This is a genomic window from Mesorhizobium sp. P171375, from assembly GCF_057786075.1.
The window spans coordinates 4,804,741-4,826,017 of record NZ_JBYNWF010000001.1 but is presented as its reverse complement, the minus strand read 5'-3'; the positions used below and the strand labels follow the sequence as shown (position 1 = coordinate 4,826,017).

The following is a 21,277-nucleotide window of genomic DNA, read 5'->3' as shown; positions in this document are numbered from 1 at the left end:
TTTAGTAATTAATACCGTTGTGAACATATCGAGTTGGTCAGCCGGCATCCGCCGGTGAATGACCACCAGGACGAAGGGAACATACGGACTCGAGGCGGCAATCCCGCCGGTCCCGACAATGGGAGACAATAAGCATGCAGCTGAAATCCACCGCGACGGTGCTCGGCCTGTCGCTGCTGGCGATGACCGGCATTGCCCGCGCCGACGGCGAACTCCAAATCTACAATTGGGGCAACTACACCAGCCCGGACCTGATCAAGAAGTTCGAGGAGACCTACAAGGTCAAGGTCACCGTCACCGACTACGATTCCAATGACACCGCCTTGGCCAAGGTCCGCCAGGGCGCCTCCGGCTACGACATCGTCGTGCCCTCGGCCAGCGTCATGCCGATCTGGATCGGTGAAGGCCTGCTCTTGGAAACCGATCCCAACCAGATGGAGAATTTCAAGAATGTCGATCCGAGATGGGTCGATGTGCCGTTCGACCCCGGCCGCAAATACTCAGTGCCGTGGCAATGGGGTACGACCGGCATCTCGGTCAACAAATCAGTCTATGCGGGTGACCCGAACACGTCGGCGATTTTCCTCGATCCGCCGCCGGAACTCGTCGGCAAGATCAATGTCGTGCCCGAAATGGGGGACATCATGTTCCTCGCCATTGCCTATGAGGGCGGCAAGTATTGCACCGACGACAAGGTGCTGCTGAAGAAGGTGCATGACAAGCTGGTCGAGGCGAAGGGCAAATGGCTGTCGCTCGATTACGCGGCCGTCGACGGCCTGGGCCGAGGCGACATTGCCGCCGGTGTCAACTGGAACGGCATATCGCTGCGCCAACGGCTGCAAAACGACAAGATCGTCTACGGCTATCCCAAAGAAGGCTTTCCGATCTGGATGGACAATGTCGCGGTGCTCAAGGACGCCAAGAATGTCGAGAACGCCAAGCTTTTTCAGAATTTCATCATGGACCCCAAGAATGCCGCGCTGATCTCGGCTTTCGCGCACTACGCCAATGGCATCAAGGGCTCCGAGCCCTTCCTGCCGGACGACATGAAGGGAGCGCCCGAAGTGGATGTTCCGGCCGAATTTGCCGACAAGGGCCAGTTCATGCCGGCCTGCCCGACCGACGTCCAGGCGCTCTACACCAGGATCTGGACCGATCTGCAGAAATAGCAGCGCCGTCAACCGAACTTGACCAACATCCTTCGGGCCGCACCCTGCGGCCCGGCCATTCTTCATGCCAGATGCGGTCCAGCCGCCGCGGGAGATTTGTGATGTCCGATCTTGACCTGTGCTACATGCCCGCCAGCGAGGCGTTGCGGCTGTTCAAGGCGAAGAAACTGTCGCCTGTCGACCTGATGCAGGCCACCATCCGCCGCGCCGAAGCGACCAAGGCGACAATCAACTGCTTCACCTTCACCCATTTCGACGAGGCGATGAATCTCGCCAGAAAAGCCGAAGCGAAATACGCCAAGGGCGCCAGGACCGGTGCGCTCGAGGGTCTGCCGATCGGCATCAAGGATGAGAGCTACATCAAGGGCAAGCCGACCTCGCATGGCTCGCTGCTGTCGAAGGACGCCATTGGTGGCCACACGTCGACGATGAACGAGCGTGTCATGAAGGCCGGCGGCATAGTGCATGCCCGCACGGCGACGCCCGAATTCAGCTGCGCCGGTTACACCTGGTCGAAGCGCTGGGGCGTGACGCGCAACCCCTGGAATCCGGATTATACGCCGGGCGGTTCGTCGGGTTCGGCGGCGACGCTGGCCTCGGGCACATCGTCGATCGCCACCGGCTCGGACATTGCCGGCTCGATCCGCATCCCTGCCTCGGCCTGCGGCCTGGTCGGCTTCAAGCCGCCTTACGGCCGCAACCCCGACGAGCCGCCCTTCAACCTCGACTTCTACTGCCACACCGGGCCGCTGGCCCGAAATGTCGGGGATACGATCCTGCTGCAAAATGTCATGGCCGGACCGAGCCCGCTCGACATCGCCACGCTGCGCCCGAAACTGCGCCTGCCGCTCGACTACAAGCCGATCAAAGGCTGGAAGATTGCTTTCTCGATGGATCTCGGATCGTTCGAGGTTCACCCTGACGTGCGCAAGAACACGCTCGCTGCTTGCGACGTGTTCCGCTCGCTCGGCGCTACCGTCGAGGAGGTCGACCTTGGCTGGGGCGACGAGGTGCTCAAGGCGGGCATGGCCTATCTGGAGCATCTCTTCGGCGCCTCGCTGGCGCCACTGCTCGCCAAGCACGGCAAGGACATGACCAGCTATGCCAGGCAGTTTGCGCAGGATGGGCAGAAGTCGAAGGCGACGGATTTTGTCGCGACCCTGGACGTAGCGGCCGGGATGTACCAGACGCTGGGGCCGTTGCTGGAAAAATACGATGTGCTGATCTGCCCGACCAACGCGCTGCCGGCGGTGCCGGCCGAATTCGATCAGACCAAAGGCACGGTCGAGATCAACGGCGAGCACGTAAACCCGTCGCTGGGTTGGGTGATGACGACGCCGTTCAACATGCTAAGCCGCTGCCCGGTTCTGTCCGTGCCGTCGGGCCGTGCCGCCAATGGCGTGCCGACCGGCATCCAGATTGTCGGCCGCACCTATAGCGACGCCGATGTTTTCCGGGCGGCGATGGCCTATGAGACGGCTCAGGGTCAATGGTACACGAATGCCGGGACACGCCCGTCGCTCTGAGTCCGCGAAGAGCCGGCGTGCCAAAGCAGTGGCGGGATGTTTTCGCCGGGGAAAGGCCTGACGACAATGGCGCAACGCAAAGCCACCGCTGAGGCGGGAAAAAGCAAGGCGACCAAGGGTGCGGCGAACGACGTCGCGCCCAAGGACCGCCGGCGCGAACGCGGCGAAGCGAGCATCCAGCGTATCATCGATGCCACCATCGAGCTCATCGCCGAGGAGGGACTGGCGAGCGTCACCATGCAGCGCATCGCCGAGCATGTCGGATCGTCCAACGCGCTGGTGGTGTTTCATTTTCGCAGCAAGGAGAACCTGTTCCGGGCCGTGCTGCAGTATCTCAGCGATCAATATGACGCGCTGTGGATCACGTTGGTGCGGGCGCCCGGCCTGTCGCCGGTGGAACGGGCCTTGGGCGCGGTCGATTGCGCACAGCGCTTCGCCCGGCTGCATCCGAAATGGGTTTCGGTGTTCGTCGTGTTTTCCAGCGACCGCAAGAGCATGCAGATCTACAATGAAATCGGCCTGCCCAGCGATCTCGCCTACACCGCCGAGGCGCGAGAGCTGCTGATAGAAATCGCCCGTGACGGCGGCTACACCGGCGTCGACATAGACACGTTATCGGAGAGCCTGAACTATCTGGTTCACGGCGCCTGGTATTGGGATCATCTCAACCCGTCCAGCCGCGACACCGACGTGCTGCGCAAGACGATGCTCCTCCTGCTGCATCAGGCGTTTCCGCGGCATTTTGAGTTGATGCGCTAGGCTCCCGGTCAGCACGTTCCGAGCATCAAGCATTCGCTCAAACGTACCTCGCCATTTGTTATTTCGCCCGAGCGCTCAATCTCATGAAAATTAGCAACTGCTAAAATTTCCGCTTTGCATTTTTTGTTTTTCTCTGGTGACCATGCAAAGCCATGATAATCTGAGCGTCTTGCTCCGGTTTGGCCGAGTTGCTGGGGCCACCCTCAGTTGGGGAAATCGTCAATAAGGGCTTTTTTGAGCAATCCCTAATATATACGATTTGATCAGCCGGCCTGGCTCCCAAGCCCTCGGGCCGGTCAGGCCCGACAGTTCACGGATTTACCCCAATGATCTGTCGGGCCGCTTGGAAGTTTCCCTCGCTCAGACACGTTGGATTATGATAGGCGCATGCTCTGCATTTTTTGATCGAAAAGCGCGAGCTTGGTCATATAGCCGATCCTGATCCTCGCGTCGCAGTGATCGCAATTGAAGGCAGATATAACCTTCACCCACGAGCCCCTTTTCACGATTACGTGGGAACAGTTGGGGCATTTGAATTTCAAGTACTCGTCCATCATTTTTTCTGAAATGGGCATGGTGCCACTCCCCCAGCAACTGAACGGTGGCGGTCTTCAGCTGAACCACCAAGTGTGACTTGAACTTCCATGCTAAGCAATGGTTCCTGCCAGGGCCTTCGGACTTACGGTGCAACGGACCAAAGTCGGAAGTCGAAAAGCGCTTTGTCATCGGAAGGTATTGATCCCCACCCCATTTCTTCGTCCCGCACTCCCTTGAGGGACCAAAGTCTGACTCGCACACGCATTGGGCCTAGACGGGCAACGGACGCTTTCTTGGCGGCCGCTTTGGGGGGTAAAAGAACCCACCAATGCAGACGCATGCGTGAATGCCGTTATTGCCCTTCCGATCATCCGGGAAGGGCTCCTGGTTTACAGTGGTTGCCAGTTTCAAGCGCCTTCGGGGGCCGAAAAGTGATCATCGAGCTATTTGGCCCGGCCGGCTCAGGTAAGACCACTTTCGCACATGCGCTTCAACGTCATCTGCAAGCACAAGGCTACGTCGCCAAGGTAGTGCTTTCATATGAACCCGGTGTCCATCGTTCACCGCTAGACCCTAGTGGGTTCCGCTATGCACTACACCGTATTGCCATATCAACGATCAGGACTGCCGCCTTTGCTTGTCACCCTATCGACAACGCCGAAGGGTTCAGACTGACCGGCAAGCTGATAAGGATTCTGGCGCCGAGAAATCCGATCTGGCTGATCAGGTTCAGTCAGTATCTCATGGCTCTCTCCCACGTTTGGCATCAACCGTACGACGCTGGTCAGATTGTGATCTTCGACCAAGGTTTTATCCAGCTTGTCTCTTCATTGGCCGTGTTCAGCGGCGTTTCGGACGTAGAGAAACTTAAATCTGCTTTGGAACTGATCCCATCATCGCATCTTGCCATAGCTACCAGCGCGGCCGAGCCATTGCTGTCACAGCGCCTGAGTGCTCGACTCCTTCGGCAGACCTATATGGAGCGCCTGTTCGAGGCGGATTGCAGAACCAACCTGCAATCGATCCCAATAATCGACCGCGTAAAAAGCATCCTTCTCGGCAGTGGCAAGTTCGTATTAAGCATCGATACGTCGGATGAAGGCGGTCTGCAGGAAAGTGTAGCTCGAGTTGCAAGGGAGATTGGCGCGATGGGCTCTGATGGACAGTGCAAAGCTGCGGAAGCCTAACGCCCAACGCCGATAGAACCGCAGCTGCCCGTCGATATCGTCGGTGAGGATATTCTTCAGGTCGCCGGCAGGCGTCTCGGTGTTCGTCGTGTTCTCCAGCGACCGCAAAAGCATGCGGATCTACAATGAAATCGGCGCGCCCAGCGATCTCGCCTACACCGCCGAAGCGCGAGAGCTGCTGATCGAGATTTCGCGCAGGGGCGGCTATACCGGCGTCGACATAGACACGCTGTCAGAGAGCCTGAACTATCTGGTTCACGGCGCCTGGTATTGGGATCATCTCAACCCGTCCAGCCGCGACACCAACGTGCTGCGCAAGACGATGCTCCTCCTGCTGCACCAGGCGTTTCCGCGGCATGTTGAGTTGACGCGTTAGGTTCCCAGTTAGGTCAGCCAAGGCTCACAAAGCTGGATGGCTCTTCCATGGATCGTCGAGCGGAACTGGTGCCCCCGGACGGAATCGAACCGCCGACCTTCGGTTTACAAAACCGCTGCTCTACCAGCTGAGCTACAAGGGCACGGCGCTCCGGTTAGCATATTTGCCGCGCCAGTAAAGACAAAACTCCGTTTTCGATTGCTAATGGACCCCTCGGCCCGGCAAAGGGGGCCATGCTGAAAACCGCCAATTCCTTTCCTACATATCATCAAGGTGCAATCGCCTGGTTAGGGGGCTCGCATGATCAGACTTGTCGTCATTCTCCCGCTCGTCGTCATCGCCTGGTTTCTCGCGGTGAAGCTCATCAGGGACGTGAAGAGCGCCAATATCGACTGGACCGGAATTGCAACGATCGTCGGCTTTATCGCGATGGCGTTCTGGCTGCGGCATGTCACGTGAATGGGGTGACAGAGAGTGAGTAGGGGAATAGTCAGTAGTGAGTAGGGGGCTTAAGGAGCTAGGGCAGGATCCAACCTAATCCCTACTGCCTACTCACTACTCGCAAAACCCTCGAACCTTTCGCTGTGGCGCTAAGATCCACCGAGCGACGAGATCCTTGCCTCAATAGCGTTTTTGCCGGCTCGAGAAAAAAATCAAAAACCCGTCGAACCTTTTTCTTCGCGGCAACGACAGATGATCAAGAGGCGGATGGATCGCCTCTAGCAACGAAACAAGGAGATCATCATGTTCACGCGCAAAATCGCTTCTGCCCTTATCGCCAGCACCGTCGCCGCCACCTCGCTGGTCGGCACCGTCCAGCCCTCGGCCGCCCACAGCCATCACCACAACCGCGAAATCGGCATCGGCATCGCCGCCGGCGTTGGCGGCTTCGTGCTCGGCAGCCTGCTCAGCCAGCAGCCGCGTACCGTCTATGTCGACGACGAGGGTGGTTCCTGGCACGTCCGCCGCTGCGCCAACCGCTACGCTAGCTACGATCCGTACTCCGACACCTATGTCGGCTATGACGGCTATCGCCACTACTGCCACCTCTAGAGGTCGGCTTCAGGCAATGAAGAAGGGGCTCCACTGCCCCTTTTTCATTCACGCTAGGATTTCTGCGTGTCGATCGGCAACCCCGCCGCGCGGCAGGCATCCGCAATCGCCCCTTGCTGCGTGTTGCCCATCGCGGCGAGTTCGAAGTTGTTGTCGGCATCCGGGTAAATCCTGCCAAGGAAGGGCTGGTAGTCAGCAGAGCCGCCGGCAGCGTTCTTGTCATCGACAGAGCCGCATATCACGATCTCTTTGCGGCCGTTCATCGTGCGCTCGCCGGCCAGTATGGGTCCGAACCTCGCAGCCACCGGGTTTTTCAAGTGCTGGCGCACGCCAATGGTGATGGTCTCCTCCAGGGCGAGCGAGACCGCAATGGGATCGGCGCGCTGGCTCGCGGCGGGTTCAGGTCGCGGCGGGGTCGTCGCCACGCAACCGCAAAGCGAAGCGAAGAGCAAAAGCTGGACCGTTTTCCGCATGCTCGCCTTTTTGCATGCCTGCGAAAGCCGCGGCAAGACGGCCAACGTCCATGTGGCCGGCGATGTACAGCGATTTTGCGAAAGTCTAGTCTGCCACCCGAGCGCCAATTGAGGGGAGGGTGGTTTGGACGAGCAGGACCCGAAGGAAGACCTGATCGAGCCGGTTTTCCGCAATGGCACGGTCACCACCGTCGGCATCCTGCTGGCGTTCTCGCTGGGTTTCGTCACCCATTGGGCGGCCAACCCGATACCGTGGCAACTCCATCATTTGCTTGCCGTGGTGCCGATCCTGGTTGGCATCGCCCTGCAGATGCGGGCGCTGTCGTTGCTGCTCGACCTGGATTCGCTCCGCCGGCCAATCTACGAACGCGCGAACCGCATCTTCATGGCCGGCATCATCCTGACCGCCTGCGGCGTCGGGCTGGCGATTCTGCTTGATGTCTTCGAGGTATCGGCGAGGAGCGCGCTGGTCGGGGCTTAGTCAGGTCAGCCTGACGCCGCCGATCATCTTCGTCACCTCCGCGGCCGCGTCGCGCACCAGCGGCCCGATCTCGCCCAGCCGCTCCGGCGTCACCCGCACCGTCGGGCCGGAGACCGAAACACCGCCGATCGGTTCGCCGAACTCGTTGAAGATGGCGGCGGCCACGCAGCGCATGCCGGGATGGCGCTCCTCGTCGTCGACCGACCAGCCGCGATGCTTGATGACAGCGAGATCATGGGCGAGCGCCGAGATATCCGACAGCGTCTTGTCGGTGAATTGCTGCAGGCCCGATTTGCGCAGGATGGCGGCAACGCGTTCCGGCTCGAGCTGCGCCAGCACCGCCTTGCCGATGCCTGAGGCATGGAAGGAGCTGCGCGTGCCCGGGCGGAAGAAGGCCCGGATCGCCTGATGCGTCTCGACCTGGCTGACGAAAACGACGCAATCGTCCTCGGCGACGCCGAGATTGGCGGTTTCACCGGTCTTTTCCATCAATTCCTGCATGACGACGCGGGCGCGGTCGACCAGCTTGCGCCGGCGCAGGAAGGCCGCGCCCATGCGGTAGGTCTCGACGCCGATCGACCATAGCTGGTCCGACGTATCGAACTCGACCATGCCGTGGTTCTGCAACGTCGTCAGCATGCGGTAGGCGGTGGAGGCGGCGAGCTCGCTGCGCGCCGATATTTCGCTCAACGACAGGCCGCTGCCTTCGGCAACAATGGCCAGGATGCGCAAGGCGCGGTCGAGCGACTGCACCGAGCCGGCCTCGGTCGGTCCGTTGAAGGCGCGGGGACGGCCGCGCTGGCGTTTTTCGCTGGTCTCCATGGGGGCATTGTCGCCGATTTCTCCAAAAGCACAATGAAAAAGTTTTTCACCGATTTTTTGAATCGGATTTATGGAAAACGAAAAAGTAAGCGAAATCAGTCGGTAGTAGCGGTTTTCTAGAAATGAAAAATTATTTTGAAAAAATTGAAAAATGGCCAGCGCGCTGGCATTGTCAGCCAACCAACAATCTTGCGGAGGCTGACATGGCCAGGATGCGCGCTGTCGACGCAGCGGTTCTCGTTCTCGAAAAGGAAGGCATTGCCTGCGGTTTCGGCGTGCCAGGCGCGGCGATCAATCCGTTCTATTCGGCGCTGAAGGCCAGGGGTTCGATCCGCCACATACTGGCGCGGCATGTCGAGGCGGCCTCGCATATGGCCGAAGGCTATACGCGGGCCAAGGCCGGCAACATCGGCCTCTGCATCGGCACTTCCGGCCCGGCCGGCACCGATATGATCACCGGCCTCTACTCGGCGGCCGCGGATTCCATTCCAATCCTGTGCATCACCGGCCAGGCGCCGCGGGCACGGCTGAACAAGGAGGACTTCCAAGCGGTCGACATTGCTGCCATCGCCGCACCGGTCGCCAAATGGGCGGTTACAGTCATGGAGCCCTATCTGGTGCCGATGGCGTTGCAGAAGGCGTTTCATCTGATGCGCTCGTCGCGGCCGGGTCCGGTTCTGATCGACCTGCCGGTCGACGTGCAACTGGCCGAGATCGAGTTCGACATCGACGCCTATGAGCCGCTCGTCCCGTTCAAGCCGGCCATGTCGCGCGCCCAGGCCGAGAAAGCGCTGGCGATGCTCAACGCGGCGGACAAGCCGCTGATCGTTGCCGGCGGCGGCATCATCAATGCCGACGCGTCGGATCTGTTGATCGAGTTCGCCGAGATTACCGGCGTGCCGGTCATCCCGACGCTGATGGGCTGGGGCGTGATCCCCGACGATCACCGGCTGATGGCCGGCATGTGCGGGCTGCAGACGTCGCACCGCTACGGCAATGCGACGATGCTGGAAGCCGATTTTGTCTTCGGCATCGGCAACCGCTGGGCCAACCGCCACACCGGTTCGGTCGATGTCTACACCAAGGGCAAAAAATTCATCCATGTCGACATCGAGCCCACCCAGATCGGCCGTGTCTTCGCACCGGATCTCGGCGTCGTCTCGGATGCGGGTGCGGCACTCAAGATTTTGCTCGACGTCGCCACTGAATGGCGCACGGCGGGCAGGCTGCGCGACTGGTCAAGCTGGGCGAAGAAATGCCAGAGCCGCAAGAAGACGATGAAGCGCAAGACGCATTTCGAGCAGGTGCCGTTGAAGCCGCAGCGCGTCTATGAGGAGATGAACAAGGCGTTCGGCCGCGACACCACCTATGTCACCACGATCGGCCTGTCGCAGATCGCCGGCGCGCAGTTCCTGCATGTCTACAAGCCGCGCAACTGGATCAATTGCGGCCAGGCCGGCCCGCTCGGCTGGACGCTGCCGGCCGCGCTTGGCGTGCGCGCCGCCGATCCGGACCGCACCATCGTGGCGCTGTCGGGCGACTACGACTTCCAGTTCATGATCGAGGAACTGGCGGCCGGCGCGCAGCACAAATTGCCCTACATCCATGTCGTCGTGAACAATGCCTATCTCGGCCTGATCCGCCAGGCGCAGCGCGGTTTTTCGATGGATTTCGAGGTCAGCCTCGCCTTTGAGAACGTCAACCGGGCTAACGATCCCGAGGCCGGCTACGGCGTCGACCATGTCGCGGTCGCCGAGGCGATGGGCTGCAAGGCGGTGCGGGTGCGCAAGCCGGAAGAGTTCGCCGGCGCGTTCGAGGAAGCGCAGCGGCTGATGAAGGAACATCAGGTGCCGGTGGTGCTCGAATTCATCCTCGAACGCGTCACCAACATTTCCATGGGCACGGAAATCGACAAGATCACCGAATTCGAAGACCTTGCCGAAAGCCATGAGGATGCGCCGACGGCCATCGTCCTCCTGGATTAAGCTTTGGCGGGAAGAAGGAGAAAAAGAATGCCGCGTTTTTCAGCCAATCTGTCGATGCTGTTTGGCGAGCACGAATTCCTCGACCGCTTCGACGCCGCCGCCCGCGCCGGCTTCAAGGGCGTCGAATATATCGGCCCGTATGATCACGCGCCTGACGTGGTCGCGGCGCGGTTGAAGAAGAACGGGCTCAGCCAGGTGCTGTTCAACCTGCCGGTCGGCGACTGGGGCAAGGGCGAGCGGGGCATTGCCGTTTTGCCCGACCGCGTACCGGAGTTCCGGCAAGGCATCGCCAAGGCGATCTCTTACGCCCATGCACTCGGCTGCGAGCAGGTCAATTGCCTCGCCGGCATCGCGCCGCAAGGGGCGGATCGTTCGGTGCTGGAAAATACCTTTGCCGAGAACCTGGCGTTCGCGGCGGAGAAACTGGAGCAGGCCGGCATCCGGCTGCTTATCGAGCCGATAAACACCCGCGATATCCCAGGGTTCTTCCTCAACTATTCGGACCAGGCGCTGGCGTTGATCGACCGCGTCGGCTCGAAGAACCTGTTCCTGCAATACGACATCTATCACATGCAGATCATGGAGGGGGATCTCGCCCGTACCATCGAGGCTAACCTTGGCCGCATTGCGCATATCCAGCTTGCGGACAATCCCGGCCGTCACGAGCCGGGGACGGGCGAGATCAATCATCCCTTCCTCTACGAGCACATCGACAGGATTGGCTATTCCGGCTGGGTTGGGGCGGAATACAAGCCGAAGGCGGGAACGGAGGCTGGCCTGGGGTGGTTCCGGGAGCTCAACGGGCAGGGGAGTGCCGCGGCGTAGCTGTTGGCAAATACTCGGCGTTGGTGCCGCCCCTCACCCTTACCCTCTCGCCGTGAAGAACGGGGAGAGGGGGTCGCCGGCGTCGGAGCGCTTCCCCTCTCCCCGTCACTATACGGGGAGAAGGTGCCGGCAGGCGGATGAGGGCGCGCCGCTAGCGTTCAATCAGTCTGGACAAGACTTTTAGGAGAAACAATGGAAACCATCGGCTTCATCGGCCTCGGCATCATGGGCGCACCGATGGCGGGGCATCTGGTCGATGCCGGCTACACTGTCATTGCCAGCGACCATCGCTCGAAGGCGCCGGCCGATCTCGTCGCCAAGGGCCTGAAGACTGTCAGCGGCCATGCCGCCGTGGCGAAAGCCGCCGACATCGTCATCACCATGGTGCCCGACACGCCGCAAGTGGCCGACGTGCTGTTCGGCGACAATGGCGTCGCATCCGGCCTCAGCAAAGGCAAGCTCGTCATCGACATGAGTTCGATCTCGCCGATCGAGACCAAGACCTTTGCCAAAAAGATCAACGATCTCGGCTGCGACTATCTCGATGCGCCGGTGTCGGGCGGCGAGGTCGGCGCCAAGGCGGCGTCGCTGACCATCATGGTCGGCGGTGAGGATAAGGCGTTCGAGCGCGCAAAGCCTGTCTTCGAGAAGATGGGCAAGAACATCACGCTTGTCGGTCCGAACGGCGTCGGCCAGACCACCAAGGTCGCCAACCAGATCGTCGTTGCGCTGACCATCGAAGCCGTCGCCGAGGCGCTGGTCTTTGCCTCAAAAGCCGGCGCCGATCCGGCCAAGGTCAGGCAAGCACTGATGGGCGGACTGGCGGCATCGCGCATCCTCGAAGTGCATGGCGAGCGCATGGTCAAGCGCACCTTCGCGCCGGGCTTTCGCATCGAACTGCACCAGAAGGACCTTAATCTGGCGCTGGAAGGCGCCAAGGCGCTTGGTGTTTCGCTGCCCAACACCTCGACCACGCAGCAGCTGTTCAACTCATGTGCGGCCAATGGCGGGGCGAAGGAGGATCACTCGGCGCTGGTTCGGGCGCTGGAGCGGATGGCAGGACATGAGGTGGGTGAATAGTGAATGGCAAGCCACTCAACCATTCACCATTGACTATTCACCATTCACTTTCCCAGGAATTTCCGCGCTGCATACAAACTCACCGCCGCGGCGTTCGACACATTGAGCGATCTGATGGCGCCGGGCATGTCGAGGCGGGCGAGTGTCGTCACCGTCTCGCGCGTCTTCTGGCGCAGGCCTTTGCCTTCGGCGCCGAGCACCAGCGCGATCTTGTCGCCTGAAAAACTCGTTTCGAGTTCGGCCGGGCCGTCCGAATCGAGGCCGATGGTCTGGAAGCCGGCCTCATGTAGTTGTCCCAGCGCGTCGGCCAGATTCTTCACCTCGACCTGATCGATATGCTCAAGCGCGCCAGAGGCCGATTTGGCCAGCACGCCGGATTCCTGCGGGCTATGGCGGGCGGTCGTGATCAGCGCGCCCGCGCCGAAGGCGACCGAGGAACGCAGGATGGCGCCGACATTGTGCGGGTCGGTGACCTGGTCGAGCACCAGCACCAGTTTTGTATCGCCGAGCGCGTCGAGGCGTTTCGGCTTCAGCGGCTCGGCCTCGATCAGCACGCCCTGGTGGACGGCGTCCGAACCGGTGACCTTGTCGATCTCCTTCGGCTCGACCAGCTCCGCCTTGAACGGCAGCGCGGCGAGGTCGGCAATCGCAAGCCGCTCGGCGGCGTTGCGAGTCACCAGCATTTTTTTGATCTTGCGCCGCGGATTGTCGAGCGCGGCCCGCACCGTGTGCAGGCCATAGAGTCGCACCAGTCCGTCTGCGGCGTTCTCGCCCGGCGGCACCGGCTGGCGCGGCCGGAAGGCGGGCGCACCGCCGGCCTTCTCGTCGCGGTGGGCGCGGCGCAGCTTGGCGTAGTGGGTGTCTTTGGCGGTCTTGGGCGTGTTGTCATTGCTCATGGCCGGCTTCTATAGCTGTGTCGCAAGGGCATGGATACAGGCAGAAAGCCGGCTTGCCGGGCGGGCTGTCAAAATCAGCGCATTTTGCCGAGACGTGCGGTTGACACCCACTGGCCTTGCCGCCATAAGGCGCTTCGCTGATTTCGGACAAAACCTTGGTTTCGACCGGATCGGCGAGAATGCCTCGTTGCAAGGCTTCGACGGCAGGCTGGAGAGGTGCCCGAGTGGTTAAAGGGGACGGACTGTAAATCCGTTGGCTTAGCCTACGTTGGTTCGAATCCAACCCTCTCCACCACTGCCAGCCCGTCAGCCCTGAAGCGAAGCGGGTATAGCTCAGTGGTAGAGCAGCAGCCTTCCAAGCTGAATATGCGGGTTCGATTCCCGCTACCCGCTCCAAACTTTCCCCAATCCGCATCAGATTTCAGCGAATACCTCCACGATGTTGCCGTCGGGACTTTTCGGTTTCCGTCTACACGCCGGTCGATCCATCGACCACCAGGCAGTTCGCGGCGCTGTCGAAGCCATGCCCGACAGCCGCAAGGCGATGCCGGGCGTCTTGGCTGAAAATGCTGGAGCGGCGCCCTAGCTGTTGAAAGCGGACGCGACTTGGTGCTGCTGCGGCACCTGGCCGTTCGGCGTCAGCTTGTCGACAATGCCGGGCAGGGCGGTGGACAGCTGCTTGAGCAGTTCCTGCTCGTCCAGCCCGGTCCTTTGCGCGATCTCGCGAATGACCTGAGGACCGATCGCCTTGCCAAGATCATTGGCGTTGATCGGCTGGTTCTGTCCGGTGCCGACCCAGGAATCGGCAACATTGCCATGGCCGGCGTCTTTCAACTTGTCGAGCAATCCGCCCAGTCCGCCAAGCAGGCCGCCGTCGCCGGAGGCGGTGGTTCCTGTAGGGGCAGGCGTTTGAGGCTGGGCAGGCACGTCAGGCTGTTCGGCATTTCTGCCGCTCAGCATCTTTCCGACCAGCAGCGCGCCGAGCGCGATCATCAGCGGTTTGGTGATGTTGCCACCGGGTACGGCGTTGTCAAAAAGTCCCATAGGTCCAATCCTCCGTAGCGACCAAGCCCCGTCCCATCGCTAGAATGGAGCGCGGGGGCCGAATTTCAAGTTGGCTTGAGCTTTTGACAATCATGTGACCATGATCGGCCGGCGGGGGAATGGAGAGGAAAAATGGGCATCATAAGCTGGATCATCCTCGGCGTCATCGCCGGCTTCATCGGCAGCAAGATCGTCAACAAGACCGGCCAGGGCCTGATCATGGATATCGTGCTCGGCATTGTCGGCGCCATTGTCGGCGGTGTGATCTTCAGCGCCTTCGGCGCTTCGGGTGTGACCGGCCTCAACATCTGGAGCCTGATCGTCGCCGTGATCGGCGCGGTGGTCGTGCTGTGGGCCTATCATCAGATCAGCGGCAGGCGGGCGCTTTAAGCGCCAGTTCTGCCGAACTGGCTGGCTGCCGATACGTTGCCGTGAAGGCTAGGCGACGACGGTCAGCCTGCGCTTGCGTTCATCCAGCGAGACGATCGTGAGTCCGCTCGCCACCACCAGCAGGATGCCGCACACGGCCAAGGCATTCGGGAACTGCCCGAACACCAGCACGCCTGAAATGACCGCCCAGACGGTGAAGCAGTAGTAGAACGGCGCCACGACGCCGGTCGGCCCGACGCGATAGGCCATGAAGATGAAGAAATGGCCGAAGATCAGGAAGAACCCGGCGCCGGCCATCAACAGCAGGTGACGGGCTTCCGGCATCTCCCAGCGCTCGGATGCCAGATGCGCGGCGCCGGCGCCGATCAGCACCACCACGACGGCGGAAATGGCGACGATCATGCCCGGCACCTCGGCCGGGACTCGCCTGCCGGCGAGATCGCGCGCGGCCGACAGGGCGGCGTTGCCGAGCGCCAGCAAGGCATAGACCGAGATGCCCTCCATGGTCGGCTGCGCCACCATGACCGCGCCGACGAAGCCGAGCCCGATCAGCGCCATGCGCACGCCGCCGATCCGCTCGCCGAACAGGATGGAGGAGCCGACCAGCATCAAAAGCGGGGTGATCTGCCCTAGCGCGGTTGAATCGGCGATCTGCATGTTGGCCAGCGCCACCACGTAGCAAAGGATCGCCGCCAGCTCGAGCAGGTTACGGCGCAGCACGCGCTTGTCGAAGATCAGCGGGATCTGCCTGCCATAGCCGAGCAAGAATAGCAGCGGCACGCCCCACAGCGTGGCCGCGACCCCGCGCAGGAACAGCACCTCATAGGACGGCAAGCCCGCGGTGGCGAGCTTCATCATCGTGTCGTTGACGAGATAGGACCCCGTCGAGACGATCATGAACAGCGGGCCGCGTATGGATGTGGGGATGAAATGCATCGGGCGACCAAATCAGACCGGCGCCGCAGCGGCAATGGGCCAAGCGCGGGCTGCCAATCCAGCAAGGAAGAGCCAGGACATAGCCGGGAGTTGCAGACACGCGCTGAAGCCGGCGCCATTTCATTTCCCGTCGCGCGTTCCTATATCAGCGCCATATCCCCCGCAATCGGATCATCGGTTCGGACCGAGTGGACAGCGCACCCGGCCACAAGGCACTTGTGTTTTTCGGCGGTAGTCGCTAATCGCCCCGCATTCGACTGAACTGAAGGTCAAGGCCGTCCAAGGAAAGAGACTATGGCAAAAGGTAAATTCGAGCGCACTAAGCCTCATGTGAACATCGGCACGATTGGTCACGTTGACCATGGCAAGACGTCGCTGACGGCGGCGATCACGAAGTATTTTGGCGAATACAAGCGCTACGACCAGATCGATGCGGCGCCCGAAGAGAAGGCCCGCGGCATCACCATTTCGACGGCTCACGTCGAATACGAGACGGCCAACCGCCACTATGCCCACGTCGACTGCCCCGGCCACGCCGACTATGTGAAGAACATGATCACCGGTGCCGCGCAGATGGACGGCGCGATCCTGGTGGTTTCGGCTGCCGACGGCCCGATGCCGCAGACCCGCGAGCACATCCTGCTTGCCCGTCAGGTCGGCGTGCCGTCGATCGTTGTGTTCCTGAACAAGGTCGACCAGGTCGACGACGCCGAACTGCTCGAACTGGTCGAGCTCGAGGTTCGCGAGCTTCTGTCGAAGAACGAGTTCCCCGGCGACGACATTCCGATCGTCAAGGGCTCGGCGCTGGCTGCTCTGGAAGATTCGAACAAGACCATCGGTGAAGACGCGATCCGCGAGCTGATGGCTCAGGTCGACGCCTACATCCCGACGCCGGTTCGTCCGCTGGACAAGCCGTTCCTGATGCCGATCGAAGACGTGTTCTCGATCTCGGGTCGTGGCACGGTCGTGACCGGCCGCGTCGAGCGTGGCGTGGTCAAGGTCGGCGAGGAACTGGAGATCATCGGCATCCGTCCGACGACCAAGACGACCTGCACGGGCGTTGAAATGTTCCGCAAGCTGCTCGATCAGGGCCAGGCCGGCGACAACATCGGCGCGCTGCTGCGCGGCGTTGACCGTGAAGGTGTCGAGCGCGGCCAGGTCCTGGCCAAGCCCGGTACGGTTAAGCCGCACAAGAAGTTCGTGGCCGAAGCCTACATCCTGACCAAGGACGAAGGTGGCCGTCACACGCCGTTCTTCACCAACTACCGTCCGCAGTTCTACTTCCGCACGACCGACGTGACCGGCATCATGTCGCTGCCGGAAGGCACGGAGATGGTGATGCCCGGCGACAACATCACGGTCGATGTCGAGCTGATCGTGCCGATCGCCATGGAAGAGAAGCTGCGCTTCGCCATCCGTGAAGGCGGCCGCACCGTCGGTGCCGGCATCGTCGTCACCATCAAAGAATAATCGAGCCCGGCATCCGCCGGATCGACAAGGAAAGGGCGGCCTCAAGGCCGCCCTTTTTCGTTGACTGATGCCCAGATGTGCCTGTTTTGGTGTCCCAATCTCTGTGCAAGTCTCTGGGCCTATACTAGTATAGGTTGCTATTGAGGGGCTTGGTCGGATGGTTCCACGGCACCGTTTTCAGGGTTGGGCGTGCCGGGCACTGGGGCTGATCTGCCTGGTGTCGCTGCTTGCCATGGGCAATGCCGCCTTCGCGGGCCAGACAGAAAATTCCGAGCCGGACCCGGATTCGCCGATGCGGTTCGTCGTCGTGCGCAGCAATGCGCCGGGCTGCGAGCCGACCTGCCCGGAATGGATATCGGCCGAGGGTGCGATATCGGCAAAGTCGCCGGCGCTGCTCAAGGCCGCCCTGAAAACGCTCGGCCGCCGCAAACTGCCGATCGTCGTCAACTCACCCGGCGGCGATGTCGATGCGGCCATCGCCATGGGCCGTATGATCCGCAAGAACAAGCTCGACATCGCGGTCGGCCGGACCTGGTTTGTCGGCTGCGAGCCGGGGGTGAAGAACTGCAAGGAGAACGACGCCAAGGGCTCGCACTATATCGGCAACCCCTATGTGCTCGGCAGCTATTGCGCGTCCGCTTGCCCGATGATGCTGGCCGGCGGCACCAGGCGCCTGGTCGGGCCGCTGGCCTATCTCGGCGTCCACCAGATCACGACCACGGTCGTGCAAATGAACGTGCAATATGAAGTCCGCTATCGCGTCGTGAAAGGCAAGAAGCGGGTCATCAGCAAGAAGATCGTCAGCCGCAAGAATGCCGGCAGCTACAAGACCTACGAAATGAGCAAGAAGGTCGAGCGCAAGCTGGCCACCTATTTCAAGGAGATGGGTGTCGACCTCAGTGTGGTCGAAACGATGAAGAGCACGCCAGCCAGCGACATCCAGCAGATCGACCTTAGCGACATGCTGACAATGAAGCTGGTCACCAGCGCGGACGCTGCAGATTTGCTGACCAGCGCAAGCCTGTGCACGCTGGACCTTCCGGCTCAGAATTGTCGCGAAATCCCGGCGAACAAGCCAGCTGGCGGCCTGTCGGCCGTGGCAAAGGCAGCGCCGCCGCCGATGAAGCCGGAGAACGTCCAAACCGATGACGGCATGCGCTTTGTCGTGGTTCGCGGCAGCAACCCGCTCTGCAATCCCGACTGCCCGGAATGGATTGCAGCGCAAGGCGCGATTACGCCTCAGACGCCGCAGAAGCTCAGCCAGTTGCTCGCCACACTTGGCAACCGGCGGCTGCCCGTGGTGATCAGCTCGCGAGGCGGCGACCTCTCCGGCGCCCTGGCGGCGGGTCGGATCATCCATGAAAAGAAACTCGACGTTGCCGTTGCCCGCACTGATTTCGTCGGCTGCGACCCGGCAGAGTGGAATTGCCTGGCCAAGGACGGCGCCTATGCCGGACTGAGTGTCGATGGCGACGGCGACTGCGATTCGGCCTGCGCGCTGATGCTGGCCGGTGGCGCCAGACGGCTTGTCGGTCCCCAGGCGCGGCTCAGCCTCTATCTGATGGGGCAGAAACAGACGGTAAAAGCCTATCTCGACGAGATGGCGATAAGCCCGGCTCTGTTCAAGGCGCTTCAGGGCAGTTCGGTCGAGCGACAGCTCGAACCTGACATCATGCTGAAGGTCGGCCTGACGACCGGGCGCCAGTCGGTGGATGCGCTGACGGGTTCCAGCATCTGCAAGTCGGCGCCGAAACCCGAGAATTGCCGCGTGGTGGCGTCGTCCAACGCGCAGGCCGAAGCGCCGGCCAAATTGTAGGCGCTCGGTTTCGGGAACTCGCCATCGAGGCAGGTTGAGTGAGGCGCGATTTTTCCGCTATCGTCATTGCCGGCGCCGGGGGCTGGCGGAGGATCGGACATGAGTCAGGATATCCCGACGCTTTACGAATGGGCCGGCGGCATTGAGGCCCTCAACCGGCTAACGGCGACTTTTTACGACAAGGTGGCTCGCGACTCGGTGGTCGGCCCGGTGTTCAAGCACATGTCGCCCGACCATCCCGCGCATGTCGCGGCCTTTATCGGCGAGGTTTTCGGTGGACCGAAAACTTATAGCGATAAGCATGGCGGCCACCGCGAGATGGTCATGCATCATCTCGGCAAGCATTTGACGGAAGAACAGCGTCGCCGCTGGATCAGCCTGCTTGTTGATGCCGCCGACGCGGTCGGGCTGCCGGACGATCCCGAATTCCGCTCCGCCTTCATGGGCTATGTCGAATGGGGATCGCGGCTGGCCAAGATGAACTCCACCCTCGGCGAGACCTGCGACCCGGAGACCGAACCGATGCCGGCCTGGGGCTGGGGCGTGCCGGGCGGGCCGTACAAGCCGCCGGCTGGGAAATCCTGAGCCGTGCCGAAGCAGGAGACGACCAGCATCGTGCGCTGGCGGCAGTGGCAAGGTCCTGGCGTCGAACATCTGGTGCTGCGGCAAGGCGCCGACGGCATATCGGCTGAATCCGTCGCCATCTCGGCGGATGCGAAGCCTTTCGCGGTACACTACCGCATCGCCTGCAGCCCGGACTGGCTCGCAAGGGAGGTCGAGGTCGATCTTGTCGGCGGTACAAGTGTTAGGCTCACCACGGACGGCTTGGGCAACTGGTTGAAGGATGGCGTTCCGGCCGCTGAATTGGAGGGCGCGCTCTATCCCGACCTCACCGTCACGCCGTTCACCAACACGCTGCCGATCCAGCGTCTGCAGCTCAAACGCGGCGAAAGCGCCGAGATTGCCGCAGCCTTCATAGAGCTTCCGGAGCTCAGCATCGTCAGGAGCCGGCAGCGCTACACGTGTCTTGAGGAGGGCGGGCGCTATCTCTACGAGTTGCTGGTCAGCGGTTTTCGCCGTGAAATCGAGGTTGACGGGCAGGGGCTAGTCGTCACCTATCCGGATTTCTGGCGAAGGATATGAAAGCGTGTCAGACCACTCTTTACAGCGCGCCCGGAAGCTTTTAGGAAGCGCCTGCGCCGAAACGCGCGTACGGGCATAGCTCAGTTGGTAGAGCGGCGGTCTCCAAAACCGCAGGTCGTAGGTTCGAGCCCTGCTGCCCGTGCCATTTCTCAAATGGCGATTTAACGAACGAACTCGGTCCCGTGCTCCGCATTGAAAAATGGCAGGTGGCTTGCCATATTAGGGAAACTGAGGCATAAGGCCCCCATAGCCGGGACGGGACGACTGGATGGTTCCGAGGCGGCGTTTGGTCATAAAGCGGACACTTGCCACTTGCGTGGATCAAGAATCGGTTTTATGTAGACACAACAGACACGCGACGCGTGGAGCTGGGAAGCCGGCTTTACGCGTCCGATTTGCATGGGCGAACTGGCGCTGATTCGGCGCTGACTTGAAACCCAGGCGGCACGTCCCGGCCAGCGGGATCATCCAGGAGACCCGGCCAACGGGTCTTGAAGACAGAGCGGCATATGGCTTCGAAAACCACAAATCCTTTCGTCTTTCTCCAGCAGGTCCGCGCGGAGACCGCCAAGGTGACTTGGCCGTCGCGCCGGGAGACGATGATCTCGACGGTGATGGTGCTCGTGTTTGCGGTCATCGCGATGATCTTTTTCTTCACCGCCGACGTGGCCATGGGCTACGCGATCGAGCGGCTACTGAGCCTCGGCCATTAAGTTCGGCGAATACGGAGAAGTCTTGAAATGACCGCGCGGTGGTACATCGTCCACGCCTATTCGAACTTTGAAAAAAAGGTCGCCGAGGACATCGAGAACAAGGCCAAGCAGAAGGGCCTGTCCGCCGATATCGAGCAGATCGTGGTGCCGACCGAGAAGGTCGTCGAGATCCGCCGCGGCCGCAAGGTCGATGCCGAGCGCAAGTTCTTTCCGGGCTATGTGCTGCTGAAGGCCAATCTGACCGACGCGGTGTTCTCGCTGGTCAAGAATACGCCGAAGGTTACCGGCTTCCTCGGTGACTCCAAGCCGGTGCCGATCACGGAAGCCGAGGCGCAGCGGATTCTGAACCAGGTCCAGGAAGGCGTCGAGCGGCCCAAGCCCTCGGTCACCTTCGAGATCGGCGAGGCGATCCGCGTTTCGGATGGTCCATTCGCCTCGTTCAACGGTTTCGTCCAGGAAGTGGACGAGGAGCGGGCGCGGCTCAAGGTGGAAGTTTCGATCTTCGGGCGCGCCGTGCCGGTCGATCTGGAATTCGGACAGGTCGAAAAGGGCTGATCCGAAAACCCCCGCGCCGGTTCGCCGGCAAAGGGAGGCGG

At 61.4% G+C, this 21,277-nt stretch carries 23 protein-coding genes and 4 tRNA genes; 21 read left to right on the top strand and 6 right to left on the bottom strand.

The genetic code is table 11. The annotated features are described in order from the left end of the window. Positions 1 to 134: 134 nt before the first annotated feature. From ACYHH6_RS23485 to ACYHH6_RS23465, 5 genes are all read left to right on the top strand, one after another. Complete coding sequence (locus ACYHH6_RS23485) at positions 135 to 1,169, top strand: extracellular solute-binding protein (RefSeq protein ID WP_352585961.1); 1,035 nt, start codon at positions 135 to 137, stop codon at positions 1,167 to 1,169. Positions 1,170 to 1,270: 101 nt separating this feature from the next. Beyond that, the gene (locus ACYHH6_RS23480; protein ID WP_352585962.1) at positions 1,271 to 2,695 is read left to right on the top strand and encodes an amidase; all 1,425 of its coding nucleotides are present in this window, start codon (positions 1,271 to 1,273) and stop codon (positions 2,693 to 2,695) included. A 66-nt stretch (positions 2,696 to 2,761) separates the two neighbouring features. Then, on the top strand, positions 2,762 to 3,454 hold the full coding sequence (locus ACYHH6_RS23475; protein ID WP_352585963.1) for a TetR/AcrR family transcriptional regulator: 693 nt from the start codon (positions 2,762 to 2,764) through the stop codon (positions 3,452 to 3,454). Positions 3,455 to 4,422: 968 nt separating this feature from the next. Continuing rightward, complete coding sequence (locus ACYHH6_RS23470; RefSeq protein WP_352585964.1) at positions 4,423 to 5,178, top strand: hypothetical protein; 756 nt, start codon at positions 4,423 to 4,425, stop codon at positions 5,176 to 5,178. A 43-nt stretch (positions 5,179 to 5,221) separates the two neighbouring features. Continuing rightward, the gene (locus ACYHH6_RS23465) at positions 5,222 to 5,554 is read left to right on the top strand and encodes a hypothetical protein (protein WP_352585965.1); all 333 of its coding nucleotides are present in this window, start codon (positions 5,222 to 5,224) and stop codon (positions 5,552 to 5,554) included. A gap of 66 nt (positions 5,555 to 5,620) precedes the next feature. Here ACYHH6_RS23465 and ACYHH6_RS23460 read toward each other — a convergent pair. Continuing rightward, positions 5,621 to 5,696, bottom strand: a tRNA-Thr gene (locus ACYHH6_RS23460). A gap of 158 nt (positions 5,697 to 5,854) precedes the next feature. Here ACYHH6_RS23460 and ACYHH6_RS23455 point away from each other — a divergent pair. Continuing rightward, entirely contained in the window at positions 5,855 to 6,013 is a 159-nt protein-coding gene (locus tag ACYHH6_RS23455; RefSeq protein WP_352585966.1) for a hypothetical protein, read from the top strand. Between the two features lie 285 nt (positions 6,014 to 6,298). Beyond that, positions 6,299 to 6,607 (top strand): BA14K family protein, encoded by a 309-nt coding sequence (locus ACYHH6_RS23450; RefSeq protein WP_352585967.1) that lies wholly within the window; start codon positions 6,299 to 6,301, stop codon positions 6,605 to 6,607. 53 nt (positions 6,608 to 6,660) lie between these two features. Here ACYHH6_RS23450 and ACYHH6_RS23445 read toward each other — a convergent pair whose 3' ends face one another. After that, positions 6,661 to 7,116 (bottom strand): hypothetical protein, encoded by a 456-nt coding sequence (locus tag ACYHH6_RS23445; protein ID WP_352585968.1) that lies wholly within the window; start codon positions 7,114 to 7,116, stop codon positions 6,661 to 6,663. A gap of 88 nt (positions 7,117 to 7,204) precedes the next feature. Between ACYHH6_RS23445 and ACYHH6_RS23440 the strand changes: the two genes are divergently transcribed. After that, positions 7,205 to 7,561 carry a hypothetical protein gene (locus ACYHH6_RS23440; protein ID WP_181061891.1) on the top strand — a complete coding sequence of 119 codons (357 nt, stop codon included), beginning with the start codon at positions 7,205 to 7,207 and terminating at the stop codon, positions 7,559 to 7,561. Here the strand turns inward: ACYHH6_RS23440 and bhcR are convergent, their stop codons facing one another. Next, entirely contained in the window at positions 7,562 to 8,383 is an 822-nt protein-coding gene (gene bhcR, locus ACYHH6_RS23435; protein ID WP_488500475.1) for an HTH-type transcriptional regulator BhcR, read from the bottom strand. It abuts the gene before it with no gap. A 203-nt stretch (positions 8,384 to 8,586) separates the two neighbouring features. On the opposite strand from bhcR, the gene gcl reads away from it, so the two are divergent. The 3 genes from gcl (at position 8,587) to ACYHH6_RS23420 (ending at position 12,273) form a co-directional block, all read left to right on the top strand. Next, positions 8,587 to 10,368 carry a glyoxylate carboligase gene (gene gcl, locus ACYHH6_RS23430; RefSeq protein WP_352585970.1) on the top strand — a complete coding sequence of 594 codons (1,782 nt, stop codon included), beginning with the start codon at positions 8,587 to 8,589 and terminating at the stop codon, positions 10,366 to 10,368. A gap of 27 nt (positions 10,369 to 10,395) precedes the next feature. Next, positions 10,396 to 11,193 (top strand): 2-oxo-tetronate isomerase, encoded by a 798-nt coding sequence (gene otnI / locus ACYHH6_RS23425; protein WP_352585971.1) that lies wholly within the window; start codon positions 10,396 to 10,398, stop codon positions 11,191 to 11,193. Between the two features lie 192 nt (positions 11,194 to 11,385). Next, the gene (locus tag ACYHH6_RS23420; RefSeq protein WP_352585972.1) at positions 11,386 to 12,273 is read left to right on the top strand and encodes a 2-hydroxy-3-oxopropionate reductase; all 888 of its coding nucleotides are present in this window, start codon (positions 11,386 to 11,388) and stop codon (positions 12,271 to 12,273) included. A 44-nt stretch (positions 12,274 to 12,317) separates the two neighbouring features. Here ACYHH6_RS23420 and ACYHH6_RS23415 read toward each other — a convergent pair whose 3' ends face one another. Then, complete coding sequence (locus tag ACYHH6_RS23415) at positions 12,318 to 13,169, bottom strand: TrmH family RNA methyltransferase (RefSeq protein ID WP_352585973.1); 852 nt, start codon at positions 13,167 to 13,169, stop codon at positions 12,318 to 12,320. Between the two features lie 210 nt (positions 13,170 to 13,379). Here ACYHH6_RS23415 and ACYHH6_RS23410 point away from each other — a divergent pair. Both ACYHH6_RS23410 and ACYHH6_RS23405 read left to right on the top strand, forming a co-directional pair. After that, positions 13,380 to 13,464: transfer RNA gene (locus ACYHH6_RS23410), tRNA-Tyr, on the top strand. A gap of 27 nt (positions 13,465 to 13,491) precedes the next feature. Continuing rightward, positions 13,492 to 13,565, top strand: a tRNA-Gly gene (locus tag ACYHH6_RS23405). Between the two features lie 186 nt (positions 13,566 to 13,751). Here the strand turns inward: ACYHH6_RS23405 and ACYHH6_RS23400 are convergent. Next, positions 13,752 to 14,213 carry a YidB family protein gene (locus ACYHH6_RS23400; RefSeq protein ID WP_352585974.1) on the bottom strand — a complete coding sequence of 154 codons (462 nt, stop codon included), beginning with the start codon at positions 14,211 to 14,213 and terminating at the stop codon, positions 13,752 to 13,754. 132 nt (positions 14,214 to 14,345) lie between these two features. On the opposite strand from ACYHH6_RS23400, the gene ACYHH6_RS23395 reads away from it, so the two are divergent. Beyond that, positions 14,346 to 14,603, top strand: coding sequence for a GlsB/YeaQ/YmgE family stress response membrane protein (locus tag ACYHH6_RS23395; protein WP_142864859.1), 258 nt, complete (start codon positions 14,346 to 14,348; stop codon positions 14,601 to 14,603). A gap of 48 nt (positions 14,604 to 14,651) precedes the next feature. Here the strand turns inward: ACYHH6_RS23395 and ACYHH6_RS23390 are convergent, their stop codons facing one another. Further along, on the bottom strand, positions 14,652 to 15,539 hold the full coding sequence (locus ACYHH6_RS23390; protein ID WP_352585975.1) for a DMT family transporter: 888 nt from the start codon (positions 15,537 to 15,539) through the stop codon (positions 14,652 to 14,654). A gap of 294 nt (positions 15,540 to 15,833) precedes the next feature. Between ACYHH6_RS23390 and tuf the strand changes: the two genes are divergently transcribed. From tuf to nusG, 7 genes are all read left to right on the top strand, one after another. Next, positions 15,834 to 17,009, top strand: coding sequence for an elongation factor Tu (gene tuf / locus ACYHH6_RS23385; protein WP_352585976.1), 1,176 nt, complete (start codon positions 15,834 to 15,836; stop codon positions 17,007 to 17,009). Between the two features lie 157 nt (positions 17,010 to 17,166). Next, complete coding sequence (locus ACYHH6_RS23380; RefSeq protein WP_352585977.1) at positions 17,167 to 18,825, top strand: COG3904 family protein; 1,659 nt, start codon at positions 17,167 to 17,169, stop codon at positions 18,823 to 18,825. A 99-nt stretch (positions 18,826 to 18,924) separates the two neighbouring features. Beyond that, a complete protein-coding gene (locus ACYHH6_RS23375; protein ID WP_352585978.1) occupies positions 18,925 to 19,410 on the top strand; it encodes a group II truncated hemoglobin in 486 nt (161 codons plus the stop codon). A gap of 3 nt (positions 19,411 to 19,413) precedes the next feature. Further along, positions 19,414 to 19,968 (top strand): putative glycolipid-binding domain-containing protein, encoded by a 555-nt coding sequence (locus ACYHH6_RS23370; protein WP_488500474.1) that lies wholly within the window; start codon positions 19,414 to 19,416, stop codon positions 19,966 to 19,968. Between the two features lie 69 nt (positions 19,969 to 20,037). After that, positions 20,038 to 20,113, top strand: a tRNA-Trp gene (locus tag ACYHH6_RS23365). A 364-nt stretch (positions 20,114 to 20,477) separates the two neighbouring features. Continuing rightward, positions 20,478 to 20,681, top strand: coding sequence for a preprotein translocase subunit SecE (gene secE, locus ACYHH6_RS23360; RefSeq protein WP_023667439.1), 204 nt, complete (start codon positions 20,478 to 20,480; stop codon positions 20,679 to 20,681). Between the two features lie 27 nt (positions 20,682 to 20,708). After that, complete coding sequence (nusG, locus tag ACYHH6_RS23355; RefSeq protein ID WP_006333333.1) at positions 20,709 to 21,236, top strand: transcription termination/antitermination protein NusG; 528 nt, start codon at positions 20,709 to 20,711, stop codon at positions 21,234 to 21,236. The last annotated feature ends 41 nt before the right edge of the window (positions 21,237 to 21,277 follow it).

What these genes read in the sequence shown, in the direction of transcription:
- ACYHH6_RS23485 (WP_352585961.1), top strand. Translation starts at nt 135, where the DNA reads ATGCAGCTGAAATCCACCGCGACGGTGCTCGGCCTGTCGCTGCTGGCG.
- ACYHH6_RS23480 (WP_352585962.1), top strand. Translation starts at nt 1,271, where the DNA reads ATGTCCGATCTTGACCTGTGCTACATGCCCGCCAGCGAGGCGTTGCGG.
- ACYHH6_RS23475 (WP_352585963.1), top strand. Translation starts at nt 2,762, where the DNA reads ATGGCGCAACGCAAAGCCACCGCTGAGGCGGGAAAAAGCAAGGCGACC.
- ACYHH6_RS23455 (WP_352585966.1), top strand. Translation starts at nt 5,855, where the DNA reads ATGATCAGACTTGTCGTCATTCTCCCGCTCGTCGTCATCGCCTGGTTT.
- ACYHH6_RS23450 (WP_352585967.1), top strand. Translation starts at nt 6,299, where the DNA reads ATGTTCACGCGCAAAATCGCTTCTGCCCTTATCGCCAGCACCGTCGCC.
- bhcR (WP_488500475.1), bottom strand. Translation starts at nt 8,383, where the DNA reads ATGGAGACCAGCGAAAAACGCCAGCGCGGCCGTCCCCGCGCCTTCAAC.
- gcl (WP_352585970.1), top strand. Translation starts at nt 8,587, where the DNA reads ATGGCCAGGATGCGCGCTGTCGACGCAGCGGTTCTCGTTCTCGAAAAG.
- otnI (WP_352585971.1), top strand. Translation starts at nt 10,396, where the DNA reads ATGCCGCGTTTTTCAGCCAATCTGTCGATGCTGTTTGGCGAGCACGAA.
- ACYHH6_RS23420 (WP_352585972.1), top strand. Translation starts at nt 11,386, where the DNA reads ATGGAAACCATCGGCTTCATCGGCCTCGGCATCATGGGCGCACCGATG.
- ACYHH6_RS23415 (WP_352585973.1), bottom strand. Translation starts at nt 13,169, where the DNA reads ATGAGCAATGACAACACGCCCAAGACCGCCAAAGACACCCACTACGCC.
- ACYHH6_RS23400 (WP_352585974.1), bottom strand. Translation starts at nt 14,213, where the DNA reads ATGGGACTTTTTGACAACGCCGTACCCGGTGGCAACATCACCAAACCG.
- ACYHH6_RS23395 (WP_142864859.1), top strand. Translation starts at nt 14,346, where the DNA reads ATGGGCATCATAAGCTGGATCATCCTCGGCGTCATCGCCGGCTTCATC.
- ACYHH6_RS23390 (WP_352585975.1), bottom strand. Translation starts at nt 15,539, where the DNA reads ATGCATTTCATCCCCACATCCATACGCGGCCCGCTGTTCATGATCGTC.
- tuf (WP_352585976.1), top strand. Translation starts at nt 15,834, where the DNA reads ATGGCAAAAGGTAAATTCGAGCGCACTAAGCCTCATGTGAACATCGGC.
- ACYHH6_RS23380 (WP_352585977.1), top strand. Translation starts at nt 17,167, where the DNA reads ATGGTTCCACGGCACCGTTTTCAGGGTTGGGCGTGCCGGGCACTGGGG.
- ACYHH6_RS23375 (WP_352585978.1), top strand. Translation starts at nt 18,925, where the DNA reads ATGAGTCAGGATATCCCGACGCTTTACGAATGGGCCGGCGGCATTGAG.
- secE (WP_023667439.1), top strand. Translation starts at nt 20,478, where the DNA reads ATGGCTTCGAAAACCACAAATCCTTTCGTCTTTCTCCAGCAGGTCCGC.
- nusG (WP_006333333.1), top strand. Translation starts at nt 20,709, where the DNA reads ATGACCGCGCGGTGGTACATCGTCCACGCCTATTCGAACTTTGAAAAA.